Here is a 17,667-nt window from a genome sequence, read left to right on the forward strand (position 1 = left end):
ATATAATCCACTAACCAAACATAGCATGAGCGTTTTTAGACGTTACGGGCAGGTTATGCCCAAAAAATTACAAGGACATCCCATCGATACAGACGGCCAAGCCGTTACCAAGAGCATGTGTGCAGTAGCCGTGCGGCAGCACTCCACGCCCGTGGAGGCTGCTGCCACGGCATTTTATCCCCACCAAGCCAAAAGGCCAAGCCTGTCCGTACAGAGCCTTACGACACCGATAGTAAGCCTTGCGCTTCTGATAACGACCATGTGTTTGTGTGCCGCGCAGCAGGGATCCGCTCAGGCGGGTCCCGCTGCCACGGCAACACCAAACACGCCACCGCTCCAAGTTGGCAGCCCCATACCCGATGAAGTGTGGGATATGCCGCTCCAAGTGGTCAACCATCCCGATGGCAAGGAAACCATCACCCTCGCGGACTATAAGGACAAATTAATCATACTGGATTTTTGGGCCACTTGGTGTATACCATGTATTAAGTCACTCCAAAAACTGGATACACTGCAAGGACAGTTTGGAGACGGTCTTGCGGTAATCCCCACCACGTATGAAGATGCTGGCAAATCAGCCGACTTTTTCAAAGAAAAAGGCTGGTCACTCCCCACAGCGGTATCCGAGAATATCCTAAAAGAGTACTTCCCCTACCAAAGCATCCCGCACCAAGTATGGATTAAGGACGGCAAAGTGCTTACTATCGCCGGGCCGGAATACGCCAGCGCGGATTATATCGCCAAGGTTCTGCAAGGAGAGGATGTAGACTTCGACCACAAAATAGAGGTGGAGTTTGATAAGTCCAAGCCTTTGTTTTTGGACGGAAATGGAGGCGATGGGTCAAACATGATTTACCAATCGGTTATATCAGGTAGGTTAAACGCGAGAATATCAGGTATGACATGGCCATCCCGGAGCCATATTCTTGTCTACAACTATTCTATTCACATGCTGTATAAAACGGCTATAGACTATTTGGAATTGATGCCGTTTACCAATGACAGATATATCATCTATGAGGTAGACGACACGCTTCGATACCGGATTAATCCGCAATTGGTACCATCATCGGAACAATCTGATTTGCTACAGTGGGCAACGGAAAATGAATACTGCTATAACCTTGTGCTTCCCGATGGTGCCAACAAAACTGACGTGTCCAAAAGGATGCTTCAAGACCTTAACGAGTTCTTTGGGATGTACCAAAACATCACCGTTGCGGTAGAGAAAAGAAACATAATGGCACTGGCCATAGTCAAATCCGAAAGCTATCAAGACATATCTACCAAAGGCGGCGAGGGTATACGCAAATTTGATATGGACAGAGGGGTTTTAACGCTCAAAAACCAAACCCTGAAACCTCTTATATCCCGCATGAATGTTGCACTTGATTACAGGCCAAAAATCGGCTTGGAACCCTATACCTATCCAATTGTGGATGAAACGGGTATTAAAAGTAACATCGACTTAACCATAAGCGCGGACTTTGGGGATGTTGGTTCCGTAAAGGCGGCCCTTAACAAGTACGGGCTTGACCTCGTGGAAAAGATAACCCCCGTAGAAATGATTGTGTTCAAATACGACAACCAACCTAACAAATAGACAATGAAAGTCATAAAATCCCTAACCATACTAACTTTTATACTTATCCAATTGGCGGCGTATCCCCAAGCCCAAAGAACCGTCACAGGTACGGTCTACTCCAATGACACGAAACAGGCAATCCAAGGCGCGAGCATCGTCAGCAAGTCCACTGGTAGGTCAATCGTTTCTGGCCAAAGCGGTAGCTTCATATTCCGCAACTTGACGGACAGTGACACATTGGCCATTTCCTTCATCGGGCATGCGAGTAAAGAAATCCCGGTAGCAAGCATAGTGCAAAGTCCCATTGATGTGTATTTGGAAGAAGTGGTGAAGCAAATCGATGAAGTAGTGGTAAATACAGGCTACCAGTCGCTGCCAAGAGAAAGGGCAACGGGCAGCTTTACCCAAATAGGCAACGACCTGTTCAACCGGAGCGTCAGTACCGATTTGGTGAGCCGCTTGGAAGGTGTGACCAATGGCCTTGCATTTGAACTGCCAGCCACAAGAGGTGCGCCGTCATCCACACCTAACCTTCGCATAAGAGGTTTGAGTACAATCCGTGGCGAAACCGAGCCACTTATCGTGGTAGACAATTTCCCCTATGAGGGCGACATCAACAACATCAACCCCAACGATGTGGAGAGCATCACGGTTTTGAAGGATGCTGCCGCGGCCTCTATTTGGGGCGCACGGGCCGGAAATGGGGTGATAGTCATCACCACCAAGAGCGGGGCAATATCGCGCAGACCGACCATCAATTTCAACACTAACGTGAGCATCACCCAAAGACCGGATTTGTACTATTCAAGGGATTACCTTTCCCCAGCCGAAACAGTGGAGTTGGAGCATACCTTATATGAACGTGGACTGTACACAAGGAACGATTGGACGGCATACACCCCTGCTGTTGAAATACTCCATGCACTTGCGGAAGAACGGATAGACGAAGCCACGGCAAACGCTCAATTGGAAGTACTTAAACGGTATGACATCCGGGATGAAGCAGTAAGGCACCTCTACCGTCAAGGTTTAAACCAGCAATACGCCATGAACATCAACGGCGGCGCTGAATGGCACCAATATTACCTATCGGCGGGATTCGATAACAATGCCAGTAACCTAATAGGCAATGGATATGAGCGAATAACACTGATGGCCAAAAACGACTTCCAGCCAATACCGAAACTCAATATAAGCACATCGTTAAACTATGTGCAGGGTCGTTCAACGAGCAACGGTATCGGTTTAATGGATTTGACGCCGATAGGGTTTAATAATCCCTATGTGTATGCAAGGCTTGCCGATGAGAACGGTAATGCACTACCCATCGTCAGGAACAATAGATTTAGCTATACGGACGCGGCGCTGGAAATGGGGTTGCTTGACTGGCACTATCGGCCACTCGATGAACTCCGTTTGAATGATAATACATCCAATACAAATGAAATCAGGGTCAACACTTCGGTGGGTTACCAATTGTACCGGGGATTGCGTGCCGAAGTCCGTTACCAGTACCAAAACATTGGTGAACAAGCAAGGCAGCATTATCCACAGGAAAGTTACTATGCCCGTCACGCAATAAACCGTTTCACCGATGAAAACGGAACAAGGCGGGTGCCTTTGGGTGGCATATTGGACAGGTCAGGGGGCGACTTTTCTTCCCATTATGGACGTTTCCAACTGGATTACAATGGCGATTGGGCCGATAGGCATGAACTCAACGGGGTGGCTGGTTTGGAGTTAAGGCAGGAGCGCAGTATCAGCCGCGGAACTTCAAGGCTCTACGGGTATAATGACGAGGTGCTATCGTATGCCACCAACCTGAATTTCGATACCTCTTTTCCTACGAGGCCACGACTATCCGCGCGGATACCCTACGACAATTCACCCGGCCGCCATATTACGGATAGGTTCGTGTCGTATTATGCAAACTTTGCCTACACGTTTGATGGCAAATATATTCTATCAGGTAGCACGAGGTGGGATGCTTCAAATATTTTCGGGGTTGACTTCAACCAAAAAGGGGTGCCTTTATGGTCAATCGGTGGCGCATGGAATGCCAGCGATGAACCTTTTTTTAACGTAGATTGGGTGAACCTCGCCAAGTTGCGCCTTACGTACGGCTCCAACGGCAACGCCGTTAGGTCGCTTTCCTCGCTTCCCTTTATCACCTATGGAGGCACCAATGCCTATACGGGGTTGCCATACGGCATATTGCGGAGTGTGGGCAATCCCGACCTAAGTTGGGAACAGGTGAACACGCTCAACATCGGTTTGGATTTCTCGCTTTTTGATAGGCGCATTTCGGGCAGTGTGGATTGGTACAACAAGAACAGTTCAAATCTGATAGGCTCGGACGTATTCGACCCCACCACGGGGATTTCTCCGCTATCCGGTACATTATACAATTTGGACAACCAACGGAATTACGCCGATTTGAACACGAAGGGCATTGACATCGAAGTGAACACCGTGAACGTTGACCGTGGCCTTAAATGGCAGACCACAGCATTGTTCAGCAAGGTACGGAACACCGTGATGAACTACAACAATTTGCGGACACCAATGGGGGTAGATTTGCTCACCGTAGTTGCGGCCCCGTTGATTGTAGGCAATGCGATAGACCAGCTTTATTCACTTCCTTGGCATGGTTTGGACGGAACAGGTGCGCCGCTGGTGATGGTAAACGGTGAGTTGGGTACTGATTACAACACTTATTTCAATGATTTGACCCAAGAGGGCGTAATCAGAGCAGGGGTTACCATGCCCCCCTATTTCGGGGCAATCCGTAATACCTTCACTTGGCGTTCACTTTCTGCAAGTGTCAACATCGTATGGAAGGCCGGGCATAGGTTCAGGCGGGGAAGCATTAGTTACGCCAACCTTTTTGGCACCTCAAAAGTCATGCATATGGATTACTTGGACAGGTGGCAACAACCCGGCGATGAACTGACCACCGATGTGCCATCCATGCCGGAGAGTACGAATGCAAGGCGTGACCAAGCCTACCTTTGGAGTGAGGCAACGCTTGAAAGGGGTGACCATATACGGTTACAGGATGTAAACCTATCCTACCAATTGCCGGACAGTTATTCGCGCCATATCGGTCTTTCACAGGTCAGGATATACGCGTTCGCGAGTAACTTGGGACTGCTTTGGAAGCACACCGATTACGATGTTGACCCCGGAGTAAGTGCCCTGTATCCCCGACCCATACAGGTATCTTTTGGTTTGCAGATTCAATTATAGACAAGTTATGAAAACATTCAACTTCAAAGTATATACAGCAATTTCAATGGCCGCCACTATAATGCTGGCGACTTCGTGCATGAAGGAATTTTTGGACATCAAAAGGGATAAATCGCAGGTTATTCCCGTTACATTGGAGGACTACCGCTCTATATTTGAGCATCATCAGATGAATTATGAACAGACCGTGTTGGGCGAAGTAAGCGGTGATGATTATTTCGTGTCTGCCCAGCGGTGGAACGGATTGGCAGACCCGGTACAAAAGAACGCCTACGTGTGGGCAGATAACATATTTCAAGAGGAAACAAGCGGCGACTGGAACCGTGCCTATGAACGCATCCTCTATGCCAATTTCGTGTTTGAGGGGGTGGGCGACATTGATGAAACAACCGCCAACAAGGCGCTTCGGGATGAAGTACTTGGCGCGGCACATTTTTTCAGGGCGGTTAACCTCTACCAACTGGCGCAGGTGTTCTGCAAGCAATACGACCCGTCCACGGCCAGCGGTGATTTGGGATTGCCGCTTAGGACGACTTCAAACGTCAACGTTGAGTACCAGCGTGCCAGTTTAGAAGCCACCTATGGACAAATCCTAAGTGACTTGGAAAATGCCGAGCGTCTACTGCCAAGCCAAATATTTTACAGCCTTCGCCCCAACCGCGTGGCAGCATTGGCTATGCTGGCCAATGTGCATCTCCAAATGGGGGATTACCAGTCTGCTTATACCTACGCCGATGCGGCATTTAGGATAGCCCCGGAAATATTGGACTACAATGATATTGATGTATCGTCAAACACCCCGTTTGCGCAGCATACTTGGAACAATCAGGAAATAATCTTTTATTCGGAAATGCGCTTCGCCGCCGTATTGATGGCCGCAAATTTGGAGGTGGACAGCACTTTATATGCTTCCTACCACGAGCATGATTTGCGAAAACAAGCGTTTTTCATCCCCAACAATGACCGCATTACCATCAAACCTGGATACAGTGGGAATGATGTTATTATGTTCAATGGAATTACAACGCCCGAAATCATATTGGTACGCGCCGAGTGCAATACCCGCCGTGGTGAAATCAACGATGCAGTCTCCGACTTAAATAACCTTTTGTCGCATCGGATAGCGGCGGGATATTTAGAACGCATAGACAGCGACATAAGTCAAAGCGAATTGCTGCAACTTGTATTGTCGGAAAGGCGCAAGGAATTGGTTTACCGTGGGCGGCGTTGGCACGATTTGAAGCGCTTTGGTCAAAACCCAAACCTTGCAAAACCATTGATGCGGAATTTGGATGGAACGGAGTACAATTTACCTATCGGTAGTCAGAAATGGGTATTGCCCATCCCGCCTGATGTAGTAAGGTTGGGCGGTCTCGTGCAGAACGAAAGGTAAGGCAAAAAAGGATAGCAAAACAATGACGGATTAGTAGATGCCGGGGTTTGGGAAAACCACGGAGAGAGCAGTCGCGATTGTTTTGCTATCCTTTACTTTGAGAAGTCTTGGAAAACAGTTGCATTAAGTTAGCAAAATTCACTTAAATTAACTATTTAACCATTCAATCACTCGTACGCCAAGCATTAGCGTCAATGCTTGCCGGGGGGATTTCACTCAAGAAATCATAAACATCCCCATCCTCATGCTGAACAGCGCAGCGTACGGGTTGTGGCGTTGTCAAGCATCCCCCCTCACTTGGTGCTCCTATCTGGCCAGCGATAGCTTGGTCGCCGTTGGATAACACTGGCCCTAAGAGATACCATTGCGGTTGCTGCAAGGCTACGACTTGGAACGACATGGCCACCAACGCGAATAACATCGCCGCGAAGGGAACCACTTTCTTTTGTTTGGTAGTCATAATTTTGTGTTTTTAATGTGTACCAATTTTTTATATTTGTTATAGCACTATCGGTCATTTGGCCGACCCGCCCTTGATGGCATGACCCTTGGTCTTACCACCTCGATTTTTTTCTTTCTCTATAAGTATTATACCCACTATGCTGATGGTGAGCAATGTCAGGTTGAACCAAAAGTGCCCCCACCACGACATTGCAGTAATAAGTTTTGAGCAATAGCAGTTAAAGGTCACCAAATCGGTCATCACACCAAGCGCCACATAAACCGTATAACCTAACAGGAGCATCGCCGATAGCCACAACCCAAAGCGGTGTGTTTTCGGCACCACCAGCAGGATGATTGCCGCCAGTTCCAATGCTGGCAGCGACCAAGCAAGGATATGGCCAATCCAGTCGGGAAATGAGTGCTGTAGCATCCCATTCCTGAACGCCTCAAAGAAAAACCCCTTATAGGCCACTACAGGTATCCATAATGCAAGAAGGGCAAGGGTGACAACCATCAATATGGTGTCCTGCTTAATGCCAGCCCTGCCCTTGTGATATGTGATTGCCGCTTTCATGTTCTTTCCAGTAATTCGGTCGTGTAAAATTACGTCCCGAAAGCAGCAAAAAATTGTTCAAAACCGAGGTCGTCAGGGAAATTTGAAAATTTCACCTTTGTTTTGAACAACTTTTCAGGGAAATATGCCTGATTTGTACCGTTCGCAGGCTTTACGCCAAGCCCTTTGGCGGGGTGCCGTGGTATTTCCTGAATGCGTGTATGAAGCTGGACGCATCCGAATAGCCAACTTCAAGGGCGACTTCATATACTTTATTTCCAGTGTTTTTCAGCAGGTGTTTTGCGCGTTGCATACGGATTTTCAGCAGGTATCCGTATGGCTTCGTGCCAAAGTGTTCCTTTATCAGTTCATGCACACGCCAAACGGGTAACCCCGTACCTGCGGCAATCATGGATGCCGTGCATTTCTCCCTATCCCGGTGGTGTCGGTAGACATACCTCCGTATGGCCCATACCTGCCCGGTTTTCTCCCTTCGGGTTGCCCGCCGTTTGGCCGCGAGCATGGAATGGTATGTCATGATACACGCTTTAAGGTGTATGAGTACACGGATACCGTCGTCCAGCGAATCCACAATTTCATTACGGACCTGCAAGAGAAGACTTTTTACCTGATGGACGAGGGGTAGGTGGGGCAGCACGATTTCCTCTTTTTTTTCCTTTTGCCAGCTATCCAGCATCCCATGTAATTCGGGGAGCTGGCTGCGGCTCCGCAGTATCCAGTCCCCGTCAATGGCCACCACCATGATGGCATGCTTGCCCTTGGCCACCGTAAAAGTGAACGAGAGGGGGTAATTATAGGTCATGTAAAATGTGCGGGCCTTTGCACGGGACACGATGCGCCCGTACCTGTTGCGGAACGTGAGGGAGCCGTCAAGTATAAAGACCATAAAAAGCGCAGGCCGCAGCACCGTGAATTTGAGTGCTACCGTCTTGGTGGCCCATAATTCCCCAAGCTGTATGTGTGCACCCACATTGCCGATTTGCTGCCTCGTGATTTCGCAATCGGGATACGGTATGATATGCCAGGGCAGGCCCACCACCGGATACTTGCAGCGCGGCGGCCGTACCCATACTTCCGTAATGGCATCCTTTACGCTTTTTTCCATTTCCAACCTAAGCGGTGGCTCCATATCTTCCCCCTTTCCAATTTGGAAATAACAAAATAGTAGGCGCGGCTTGCTGCCGAAACAGTCCAGTGGTGAAAAGTCAGAAATAGGAATGGGCGCATCACCCAACGGAATGTGTGCCCGATTGTCTGTCATCATAATGGTTTTTCACCGCGGTAGCCATTCCCAACGTACAAATATAATACGGCAACCGGGTTAAATCCGTTACAATCCTTATGTAAAAATCTTGTTTTTGTTACCGATTTGCCCATATCGGTGGGTTATTTATCACGGGAAAGCGGGCGCATACCATTCTTTTCATGCAGTAAATGCGTAAATTTGCTTTTACGAACATGCAGACGCACGCGGGACAGGAAAGCACGCACCCCACGTTTTGATTCATGCCGATACACTACCCGCCTGTCCCAAGCAGCCCATCCGTATTCAGAAACGTTCACCGGGCCATGAAAAGGAAAGCGAGGAAAAAGCCGGACACAAAGGCGATGCAGCGCAAAGCGTTCTACGCACGCATCCGCACCATCTGCGCGAAGATGGTGGGCGGGGGTTACTTTGAACTGTTCCCCGAAAGCAGCCTGCGGCTTATGTTCGCCAACCGATACCCGCCCATCAAAGTGGTATTGGACGGCAAGCGGGTGATGACGGACGGGGAAGCAGTGAAATACAGGCGGTCGCTGGTGGAACTGTTTTCCAACAGGTACGTGGAAACATTGACGGGCGAGCGTATCAGCTATACCCGTTTCCTCACCGATGCACTTGTACTCATCCACCACATCCAGTACGGCATAGCCGACAGGTTCAGGGGGTCATCCCCACTGATGCGGGCCTTCGCCCCTTATTTCACGGACGGCGGTTGGTACGGACGGTGGAAAGACGAGGCATTGCGGCTGATGGGCGTTGCAGACATACAGCTATATGACTTTTACCGTGGCACTGTCAGGAGCCGCGCCGATGGAATGGCCATCGTCAACCCCGGAGGACGGAACGTGATAAGGGTGTACCGGGTGGGCCACCAAACCATGTTACAGGACATAGACGGCAAGAAACGGGTAATAGCCAAACTTGGCGTACCGAGCCAAAAAGAAATAAAGGTGTTCGACTGGCCGTTGCTCCGGCCGAGCGAATTGGGTTTTGAAGATATGGACGACAGCGTGGCAATGCCGCTCTATGCGCAGCAGCATGCGCTCAACCGATTCGAGGAACGCACCTCTTTCCCATCGGGATACGTACAGGCGTTCCTAACCAATCTATTTGCGCACGGTACGCCGCGCTTCCAGTTCTTCGGGGGCCGTTCCCTGCTGGAATGTTACATCGGCAAACACAAGGTGGGCTATTTCGTCATCACGCCCCATGACGGAAAGTGGATTGTACGTACGTTCCTTTTCCTCACCAATGACGGCACACCGGAGGGCCGTAGGCTTGCGGAACTCACCGACTGGCAGCGCATGGACAGGAAGCACCTGATGGTGGACAGGATGGACGCATTTCTTGCTTACGACATTTCGGGTGATGCGGGGTTGCGCAAGCTGTTCGTCAAGGCGGGCTGCGGCTCCCTGCTCCGCTTTGCGGACGAGGTTGGCCCGATTGCCGGAATAACGCCCGAAAGTGCGGATTACATCTATAAGTATCTTGCCAAGGTAAGATGACTTCCCCGTGTGGCGGTTTATCGGAAGTTTTGCGGTCAACCGTGGGACTGTTCCGTTGTCCGGGGTTGCAAATACATCTCGCTGCCGCCCCACGGCGGCCAATCGTCTGCTTCGGTATGGTGCATGGGGATACTGCCGGAAATCGGCCCCCGCACATTTGCGGCCTGCCTCGCTCCGCGCAGGCTCTTGCCCTATCGGGCGCTGCTTTTACGGTGAATTTTGGCGTGTCAATTAGGCGTTTTTTTCTTTCGACAGCCAATAAAATTTGTGGGCAATTGTTTCCTTTTATTGGTTTAAATGCTTATCTTTATACTATCACCGAGCAAACTATATGTGAGCAAAAAGGTGAGCGGTTCTTCAAAAGGATTTTCAATTATTTGATTGATAGCTATTTGCGGAGTTGTGGAATCGTCCTGCCACCCCGACCAACAAAAGAAGCCCTCTCGCCTTAGGCGAGGGGGCGTTTTTATTTAGACACGAAGTGCCGGCTTCTTCGGTTGAGCCCCCTCCATGGATGGCTGCGGCTATCGAGTGCGGGGCAAGCTACAAGTTGGATTTATAATTTCCTGTCCAACCAGTGTATAATATTGAACAGAAATTGGGCATTCTGTGTCGCTCCGGGATGATTCATACCCCTTTTCTCACTTTTGACACCTTGAAGCTGTGCTGAAAAAGGTGCCCCATCTCCAAATAGGACAATTCGGCCCTTACCAAATTCTAAATATGCGCCATTCACTAATCCGCTTCCGGAAATATAGGGAATCGTATCTGACAACCTTTTTTTTATTTGGGAAACATGGCTGGGCAGGTAGATCCGGTAGTCGTCGCCCAGTACGGAAATAACATGGGCATGGGGCGGAACGATAAATCCCGTTCCGCCCCAACACATGATGCTATCGATCGCTTTGCCGGGAAGGCTGGTAATCTCATTTGACATAAGTGTCTTTTTTTCTTTTGAGAATACCTCTGGTCGGCCATCCTTCCGAATAGCAAAGCCATTCATTACGTTGATTCCAAATCTTCCTGCCAGTTCATTGACAGCAGCACCGCAGGGCATATGATCCGTTACAAGAAATAAACTCCCTCCATCGGCCACCCAATTGGAGAGGTCATTTATTTCGCCTTGGGAAAAGGCCGATCGCGCTGGCAAATCCCAGTCTTCCATATCATACATCGCATTCACGGTTACGTAGATACTGACCTTTTGTAAAAGCTCATAATTTACTTTTTCTTTGCTGCTTACTACATTATAGCCGTCGCTTGCGAGCAGTTTACCAAAAGCAGCATAGGCTCCCCTCAATGTCGACGCATTATTATGCGCTTCATCAAATACGATTAGGGGACCGCTTCCTACCTTGTACATGGGGGCTGAAACCGGATAGGTAAAGTTTTCGTCTGCCACTTGCTGTGCCCTCCCGTCCATTGCCCAAAAGACTAGCGTACACCAAATGAAAAAATATCGGTTAGCGAACTTTTGCATGCTCCTCATCACCATCTAGTTTGCTTTGTGCCATACATCATCCTCAAAACAGGTGACCTGCACGGCTTCTCCTTCGCTCAATAAAAATGTCAGCGGGAACGTACCGTCATCATTTAGAAAAAAAGTTTCCGATCGGGGCGTAAAGGCAATCTCTTTATTGTCCCATAGCTGTTTTAGTGTCAATCCGTTTGCTGAAGATCGGATATCGATCTGGAGGCTATTGTCATCCGTTAAGCTATAAGTTCCTTCGAGCTTTTTAAGCTGTGCTGCCGATAACTGTTTGGTTACTTTAGGGTTAAATGCAACTTTTGTCGTCATGATTCTTCCCAACAGTTTAGCATGGGTAAACTGACCGGAATTGTCTTTTAGGAATTCGATTTTGTGACCTTCCTCTTTTGATTCGAAGTTTGTTTCATTGATTTGGATGAGCTGATATTCTTTGTTATCCCATAATTGTTTGGCAAGAAGTGCATTGTCTTTCGGTTCAAACTGAATAAAACCTGCTTTACTGGGAAACTGGTAATATCCAGCGAACTTTTCCAGCGGTACCGTTTTAGATTGTCGGCTATCTCCTTGTGCAAAACAGTTCGTTGCAAGAAATGCGCTTACCAATAAAATTGCCGACTTGAATGAGTTCATTGTTTTCATAATTATTTTTTTTTGATGCAATGATAACCCATTAGCGATTGGAAGAAGTTCGGATGGATGCAAATGAACAGCATTGCGGTCATGTAGCCGCTGAATTTGCTTTAATATATTCTTTGGGAGTGAGATTAGTTGCTTTTTTAAAGGTGGTATAAAAGGTAGTTTTGGAGTTGAAGCCAGCTCTGATAGCAACACCGAACATATCTAAATGCTTGGTGTCCTCCGATAATAGCAGTGATTTTGCTTCCTCGGTCCGCAACTCGTTGATAAACTGATAAAAGTTCTTACCCAGTCCATTATTAAGGACGTAGGATAGTTCATGTGTGCTGATGCCTATTTTATCTGAAAGTACCGAAAGTGTCAGGCTTGGGTCGAGATATAGTTTTTCGCCAGCTGTTTTTCGCATGACTATATCGTTTAGTGCTTCAACTTGTTCAAGGGTAAGCCGTTCATTCAGTACCTTTTTGGGTGCTATTCCGTCTTTTTCCGCTGGGTGATAGGTTTCGGTGGCATAAATCGATTTTTGAGTTAGTGTTGAATAGGCCAAAAGGATTATCCCCAAAAAATAGAGGATAGGGGAATAATAAGTTACGTGAATGTTGGATATACTCAGTATACGGATAAGCATCAAGAATAATACGGAAATCAATAGATATTTTAGCCATTCCAGGTCGATTTTTTCAGTAAACGAAGCCACCATTTTTAAGTTTTTTTGATGACGACGGAGCAGCGAAAAACAAACGATCCAATAATAAACCGTCTGACCAAAGAAAAAATACCGGACGATAAATCCTATCCAGGGAGGTAATATCGGTAGATAATTTTGCTCATTAAAGAGATTTGGCATTAAGTAGACCAGCGAAAACAGCAGGAAAAGCAGGAAAGGCACGAAATGGAGAAGCCAATCCTTTTTGGGTAAAGAAGGCGATGCGTAATGGTTTACCGCCATATAAAGGCAAGGGAGCATAGCCCATCTTGGCAGCTCAAGTAGATGGATAAGGAAACTCCCACCAATTCCAAATCCTTCCAGGAAAAGCTGGGTAAAAGCGCATGCAAGGATAAAATAGAATGCCCCAAGCCATCGGTTGGCTTGGGTATTCACGTTATCGAACCCAATAAAAAGCAGGGATCCTAATAGCCATAATGCTCCACCTGAAAAGGCATAGAAAGCAGCTAAGGTATTTATTTCTGACATCAGATACTTCGGACTATTTCCGTAAATTTAGGATATTTGCGTGAAAGTTATCAATTACATGTCCCAGATAGGGATCCCGATCCAGCCGTGTATTGAAAATAACACCACCAAATAAAACAAGAACAGGATATTGAAAGCCAAGAAAAACTTTATCCATTTTTTACGTATTTGCGGCCAGCGTTTGTACAATAAATAGGCGCCGATCACAACACTCATCCCGAAAAAAAGCATACCTGCAAAAATGGAAAAACTTGTTGTATTCAGCGTAGTGAACAGTTCTTTATTCGCCGCATCAGTCAGCCCCATTTTGCGATAGGCTAGCGAGAAACATATCGTTCCGATGGCTGGCAAGCCTATGATGCTGAGGTCTATTGCTTTTATTTTTCTGAACAGGACTAACGGAATCCCTACGATGGTGCAGATAATCGACAGCAGAGCGGCGAGCAGACCAAGATAAATAAGAATCTTTTGGAACAAGATCGGTCCATACGACGTTTTACTATAAAAACCATTTCCGTATCCTTGAAAGAAAGGACGTCCCTCGTTATCATTGCCAATAATAAGTGAGGGGATGATATTTCCTTTCAATCGAAAAATACCATTTCCTATATGTATTAAGGAGTCTCGCTGTCCGTTTCCCTTGTCAACGATCAGTTTGTCGCTGTCAATAGCCAAGAGGTTGATCCCGCCGAATATTCGCTTGAAAAATTCCCATTTTTCATTTTTGGGATTCATAAATTGGTAATACCCCAGCATGGGTACTATTTTTGACTGATCTATCAGTACACTATTCATTGTTGGAAAGTCGATATCCTTAGTTAAAAAATCTTCAATAAGCTGGGAGACAGGCCAAAGATTTGTGTTGCAATTGGCGGAAATCGTATATGCCAAGCCGGCTTGCCGGTTAAAAAATAGCCAGGAGACAAAACCTTCGCCCTTGCCATTGTGTCCCCTGAATGTTATTTTTTTATTGTTCGGAAATAAGTCGTTGCCCAACGCATATCCCGTCTGTAATCCATGCTGACCAGCTAATGTGCTATGGACTTTTTCCATCTCTGAAATATCATTTTCATTGAGTAAATCAACGCTGCTGTTTGTGCCAGCATTTAGGAGGTAATGCATGAATTTAGCCATATCTGTTGCATTCGACACCACCGATCCAGAAGCTCCGTTGCCACTTGGGCCATAAAGGGGAAGAAGTGTATAATTCCCGTCGCTAAAGTGATAACCTCTGGCATACGACGGAAGTTTTTCACCGTTTAGATCAAATCGTGTGTTATCCATCCCCAATGGTTTAAACAGTACTTGATTTATATAGCTATCCCAAGGGACGCCCGATACGTTCTCTATTACGTATCCTAAAACATTATATCCCGGATTTGAATAGGACATCATTTCGCCGGGCTTCCAGCGGGAATTAAGTGAGCTTTCCACCGCTTTTACTCCGTCTATCCCTTTTAGTGGTTTTCCTGTGGTATTTACCATCTTATTCAATTGAATATCCTCGAACCCGGCGGTGTGTTCTAATAAATGAACAAGCCTTACAGGGTGCATGGGCTCCCATTTGTTCGTAAAGGGGAGCTCGGGTGCGATTGCCTGCAAGCGGTCATTAAGGTTTAATTTACCCGCTGCTATCAATTTTTGGATACCCATTGCTACAAAGAATTTTGTAATGGATGCCAGGTGAAATTGTGTTGTGTGGTCGACTTTTATTTTTTGTTCTAAATCGGCATATCCCAATCCTCCCGAAAACAAGATGCTGTCCTGCTTTACGATAGAAATCATCAATCCGGGTATGTGTTCTTTCTGCAGAACTGCGTCGATTTTTTTGAGCAATTGGTCTATTTCTGGTGTCGGAGAATCGTCATGTTGCAGTTGAGCGTTTGTCCTATTGCATAATAATGCCGTGAAAAATAGGATTAAAAATGATCTTATATGCTTGTTCATTGCCGCTATTTTTTGTCAAAGTAAATACGTTCCGTTCTACTTTGGTTCGCTGTTATCCAACCGAACTAAAAAAATGCAATGGTTCAATGAAAAACTAGTAGTGAGATGTGGTTATATCGCACCATCAGGGTGCAATCTTTGTCTGGTGGGCTTTTTTCGCACTGCTTTCCGAGCTTCTCGGATCTTGATATAAACGTGCTTTATTTTTGTTTTCTCCGTGGATTTTTCCTCTACTTCGAAATATTTGTCCAACGATTTGAATAACGGTGTAAGTTTCGAGAATCCGTAGACGCGGGGGTCGAAATCGGGCTTCCGCTTGCCGATCAGTCCACCTATTGCAGAAAGTGGGGCCCACCCTCCCTCGTCGGCCACATCGTTAACCGTCGCTCTCAGCAGATCAACTGTTTCGCGGTCGATTGGATCGAACGTTTTCGCATCCCGGGCTGCCCGTTTGGGGAGCTTATCCGCTGTACCGACTATTTCAGGGGGTGTTTTTTCTTTGGGTTGCGACAAGGCAGCAGTTTCCTTGCTTAAAATCTCGATGTATATAAATTTGTCGCAGGCAGCAATAAATGGTTTGGGTGTCTTTTTTTCACCTACCCCGATTACCATTTTCCCGGACTCCCGGAGCCGTATTGCCAATCGTGTAAAGTCGCTGTCACTTGAAACAATGGTAAATCCATCTACCTGATGACCATGCAAGATATCCATGGCATCAATGATGAGTGCGGAGTCGGATGAATTCTTACCGCTTGTATAGCTATACTGCTGTATCGGTGTAATGGCGTGCGTAAGCAGCGGTTCTTTCCAGCCCGATACGTGCGATTTTGTCCAATCGGCATAGATGCGTTTGATCGAAGGGATGCCGTACCGTTTCACTTCATCCAGGATGCTCTCAATCGTGGAACTCGACACGTTATCAGCATCGATCAGTACAGCTATTTTTAAATCTCCCGATTGTGCCATACAATAGAATTAGTCTTTCCTGCTTTTCTCTGCCTGTTTTACCTTTTTGTCCGCCCGTTTTTCCTTGAGGGTCTTTACAGCGGCCTTTTTACCACTCTCCTTCTTTGCTCCTTTGTCTTTTGCCATGGTCCTAAATTTTAATTTTTGGTAAGTTAGGGTATTTAAAATGAAATACAACACATCTGGCGAAAAATGAGTACATTTAGAAACTTCTACACAATGTAACCACCATGAGCTACCCAAGGAGGGCGAGGATCCGCTCAAGTTTTTCCATTAATTAAAAAAACAGTCATGAAAATTGCATTTATAGGTGCCTATGCGCCACGTCAGTGCGGCATCGGGTCATTTATACAGCACCTCTTCGAATCCATCAAGGATTTGTATGGGCTCTGGTGTATCCCATAATTTTGTCGTAGCCATCAACGATCCCGAGTGTACCTATACATATTCTTCGGAAGTGAAGTTTATCATTGACCAAGAAGACCATAGCGCGTATCTGAAAGCAGCGGAGTTCATCAATTAATATGCAGCTAAGGACGTGGCGTTTGAAAGCTTGGAATTCCTGGAGTCACCTACCTATCCAAGGGACACCTCAGCCTGGTCGGTAACGATACATGGTATAGGCAAACCGGTGTTCGCTCCCGGTTTGACCAACAGTTGATGCCATGGCTATGGTCCTGTACGCTGGCCTATCTCATTTCGTACCTGGCGCTGCCCAATATTATGGCTATTTTACTTTTTTTCGTAGGGGTATGGTACCTCTCCTTATTTTCACAAACCTTTTTCCAGCATCGATATGCAGCGCACGGTTCATTTACGATAAGCCGGTTTTGGGAACGATTTTTCTTCCTGTTTTCATACATCACGCAGGGTTCTTCCTATATGAGTCCGCGGGCCTATGCGATCATGCATCGCATGCATCACGCATATACGGATACCGAGCAGGATCCCCACTCGCCTAATTTTTCATCGAATATCTTTGCTATGATGTGGCGCACCCGGATGATTTACTTGGGTATTGACAGAAAACGGGTTCCGGTGGAAAAGCGGTTTACGAAAAACCTGCCTAAGTGGGATCGGCTCGATCGCTGGGGTAATTCTCCGCTTTCGAGGGCATTGTGGGTAGTCGCCTATGTTACATTTTTTGGTGTTTGCTACCAGCTTTTGGTGGTTCCTGCTGCTTCCCATCGTCATTACCATGGGGGCCTTCCACGGGGCCGTGGTCAACTGGTTCGCACATAAATACGGTTACATCAATTTCAAACTCAAAAACACCTCACGCAACACCATAAACACCCTTCGTCTGTCAATTTCGGTAGGCGCGGCACGAGATTGACCCAGTATATCCCGTTGTCCTGTTATTGAAGTGGCTACGCATCATCAATTTTCCGAGGGCAAACAAGTTAGTGCCGGCGATTGG

14 protein-coding genes are annotated in these 17,667 nt (G+C 47.0%); 6 read left to right on the forward strand and 8 right to left on the reverse strand.

Annotated elements, in window-relative coordinates; genetic code table 11:
• Positions 1 to 25 precede the first annotated feature (25 nt).
• The 3 genes from BMW65_RS12325 to BMW65_RS12335 are packed head-to-tail and all read left to right on the forward strand — an operon-like array spanning position 26 to position 6,227.
• Positions 26 to 1,603 carry a redoxin domain-containing protein gene (locus BMW65_RS12325; RefSeq protein ID WP_090605779.1) on the forward strand — a complete coding sequence of 526 codons (1,578 nt, stop codon included), beginning with the start codon at positions 26 to 28 and terminating at the stop codon, positions 1,601 to 1,603.
• A gap of 3 nt (positions 1,604 to 1,606) precedes the next feature.
• A complete protein-coding gene (locus tag BMW65_RS12330; RefSeq protein WP_090605781.1) occupies positions 1,607 to 4,834 on the forward strand; it encodes a SusC/RagA family TonB-linked outer membrane protein in 3,228 nt (1,075 codons plus the stop codon).
• Between the two features lie 7 nt (positions 4,835 to 4,841).
• Entirely contained in the window at positions 4,842 to 6,227 is a 1,386-nt protein-coding gene (locus BMW65_RS12335; RefSeq protein WP_090605782.1) for a RagB/SusD family nutrient uptake outer membrane protein, read from the forward strand.
• Between the two features lie 163 nt (positions 6,228 to 6,390).
• Here the strand turns inward: BMW65_RS12335 and BMW65_RS12340 are convergent, their stop codons facing one another.
• The 3 genes from BMW65_RS12340 to BMW65_RS12350 form a co-directional block, all read right to left on the reverse strand.
• Entirely contained in the window at positions 6,391 to 6,687 is a 297-nt protein-coding gene (locus BMW65_RS12340) for a hypothetical protein (RefSeq protein WP_090605784.1), read from the reverse strand.
• Positions 6,688 to 6,741: 54 nt separating this feature from the next.
• Positions 6,742 to 7,245 (reverse strand): MauE/DoxX family redox-associated membrane protein, encoded by a 504-nt coding sequence (locus tag BMW65_RS12345; protein WP_090605786.1) that lies wholly within the window; start codon positions 7,243 to 7,245, stop codon positions 6,742 to 6,744.
• 151 nt (positions 7,246 to 7,396) lie between these two features.
• Positions 7,397 to 8,509 (reverse strand): helix-turn-helix transcriptional regulator, encoded by a 1,113-nt coding sequence (locus tag BMW65_RS12350; protein WP_090605787.1) that lies wholly within the window; start codon positions 8,507 to 8,509, stop codon positions 7,397 to 7,399.
• 305 nt (positions 8,510 to 8,814) lie between these two features.
• Here BMW65_RS12350 and BMW65_RS12355 point away from each other — a divergent pair, with 305 nt between their 5' ends.
• Positions 8,815 to 10,014, forward strand: a complete 1,200-nt coding sequence (locus BMW65_RS12355; RefSeq protein ID WP_090605789.1) for a hypothetical protein — start codon at positions 8,815 to 8,817, stop codon at positions 10,012 to 10,014.
• Between the two features lie 556 nt (positions 10,015 to 10,570).
• On the opposite strand, the gene BMW65_RS12360 is transcribed toward BMW65_RS12355, so the two are convergent.
• From BMW65_RS12360 to BMW65_RS12380, 5 genes are all read right to left on the reverse strand, one after another.
• Positions 10,571 to 11,437 carry a hypothetical protein gene (locus BMW65_RS12360; protein ID WP_090605791.1) on the reverse strand — a complete coding sequence of 289 codons (867 nt, stop codon included), beginning with the start codon at positions 11,435 to 11,437 and terminating at the stop codon, positions 10,571 to 10,573.
• 72 nt (positions 11,438 to 11,509) lie between these two features.
• Positions 11,510 to 12,163, reverse strand: a complete 654-nt coding sequence (locus BMW65_RS12365) for a hypothetical protein (protein WP_143053875.1) — start codon at positions 12,161 to 12,163, stop codon at positions 11,510 to 11,512.
• A 58-nt stretch (positions 12,164 to 12,221) separates the two neighbouring features.
• Complete coding sequence (locus tag BMW65_RS12370; protein WP_177181107.1) at positions 12,222 to 13,241, reverse strand: helix-turn-helix domain-containing protein; 1,020 nt, start codon at positions 13,239 to 13,241, stop codon at positions 12,222 to 12,224.
• Between the two features lie 147 nt (positions 13,242 to 13,388).
• The gene (locus BMW65_RS12375) at positions 13,389 to 15,281 is read right to left on the reverse strand and encodes a serine hydrolase domain-containing protein (RefSeq protein ID WP_090605795.1); all 1,893 of its coding nucleotides are present in this window, start codon (positions 15,279 to 15,281) and stop codon (positions 13,389 to 13,391) included.
• A gap of 111 nt (positions 15,282 to 15,392) precedes the next feature.
• Positions 15,393 to 16,247, reverse strand: a complete 855-nt coding sequence (locus BMW65_RS12380) for an NYN domain-containing protein (protein ID WP_090605797.1) — start codon at positions 16,245 to 16,247, stop codon at positions 15,393 to 15,395.
• 382 nt (positions 16,248 to 16,629) lie between these two features.
• Here BMW65_RS12380 and BMW65_RS23905 point away from each other — a divergent pair, with 382 nt between their 5' ends.
• Positions 16,630 to 16,770 carry a hypothetical protein gene (locus BMW65_RS23905; RefSeq protein ID WP_177181108.1) on the forward strand — a complete coding sequence of 47 codons (141 nt, stop codon included), beginning with the start codon at positions 16,630 to 16,632 and terminating at the stop codon, positions 16,768 to 16,770.
• Between the two features lie 137 nt (positions 16,771 to 16,907).
• Entirely contained in the window at positions 16,908 to 17,489 is a 582-nt protein-coding gene (locus BMW65_RS12385; RefSeq protein WP_245747627.1) for a fatty acid desaturase family protein, read from the forward strand.
• Positions 17,490 to 17,667 lie beyond the last annotated feature (178 nt).

Source organism: Parapedobacter koreensis (assembly GCF_900109365.1).
Lineage (GTDB): Bacteria > Bacteroidota > Bacteroidia > Sphingobacteriales > Sphingobacteriaceae > Parapedobacter > Parapedobacter koreensis.

Excerpts from the sequence above, each read along its gene's own strand:
- BMW65_RS12350 (WP_090605787.1), bottom strand. The coding sequence starts at position 8,509 with ATGATGACAGACAATCGGGCACACATTCCGTTGGGTGATGCGCCCATT.
- BMW65_RS12325 (WP_090605779.1), top strand. The coding sequence starts at position 26 with ATGAGCGTTTTTAGACGTTACGGGCAGGTTATGCCCAAAAAATTACAA.
- BMW65_RS12360 (WP_090605791.1), bottom strand. The coding sequence starts at position 11,437 with ATGGACGGGAGGGCACAGCAAGTGGCAGACGAAAACTTTACCTATCCG.
- BMW65_RS12340 (WP_090605784.1), bottom strand. The coding sequence starts at position 6,687 with ATGACTACCAAACAAAAGAAAGTGGTTCCCTTCGCGGCGATGTTATTC.
- BMW65_RS12355 (WP_090605789.1), top strand. The coding sequence starts at position 8,815 with ATGAAAAGGAAAGCGAGGAAAAAGCCGGACACAAAGGCGATGCAGCGC.
- BMW65_RS12345 (WP_090605786.1), bottom strand. The coding sequence starts at position 7,245 with ATGAAAGCGGCAATCACATATCACAAGGGCAGGGCTGGCATTAAGCAG.
- BMW65_RS12330 (WP_090605781.1), top strand. The coding sequence starts at position 1,607 with ATGAAAGTCATAAAATCCCTAACCATACTAACTTTTATACTTATCCAA.
- BMW65_RS12335 (WP_090605782.1), top strand. The coding sequence starts at position 4,842 with ATGAAAACATTCAACTTCAAAGTATATACAGCAATTTCAATGGCCGCC.
- BMW65_RS12375 (WP_090605795.1), bottom strand. The coding sequence starts at position 15,281 with ATGAACAAGCATATAAGATCATTTTTAATCCTATTTTTCACGGCATTA.
- BMW65_RS12385 (WP_245747627.1), top strand. The coding sequence starts at position 16,908 with ATGCCATGGCTATGGTCCTGTACGCTGGCCTATCTCATTTCGTACCTG.
- BMW65_RS23905 (WP_177181108.1), top strand. The coding sequence starts at position 16,630 with ATGGGCTCTGGTGTATCCCATAATTTTGTCGTAGCCATCAACGATCCC.
- BMW65_RS12380 (WP_090605797.1), bottom strand. The coding sequence starts at position 16,247 with ATGGCACAATCGGGAGATTTAAAAATAGCTGTACTGATCGATGCTGAT.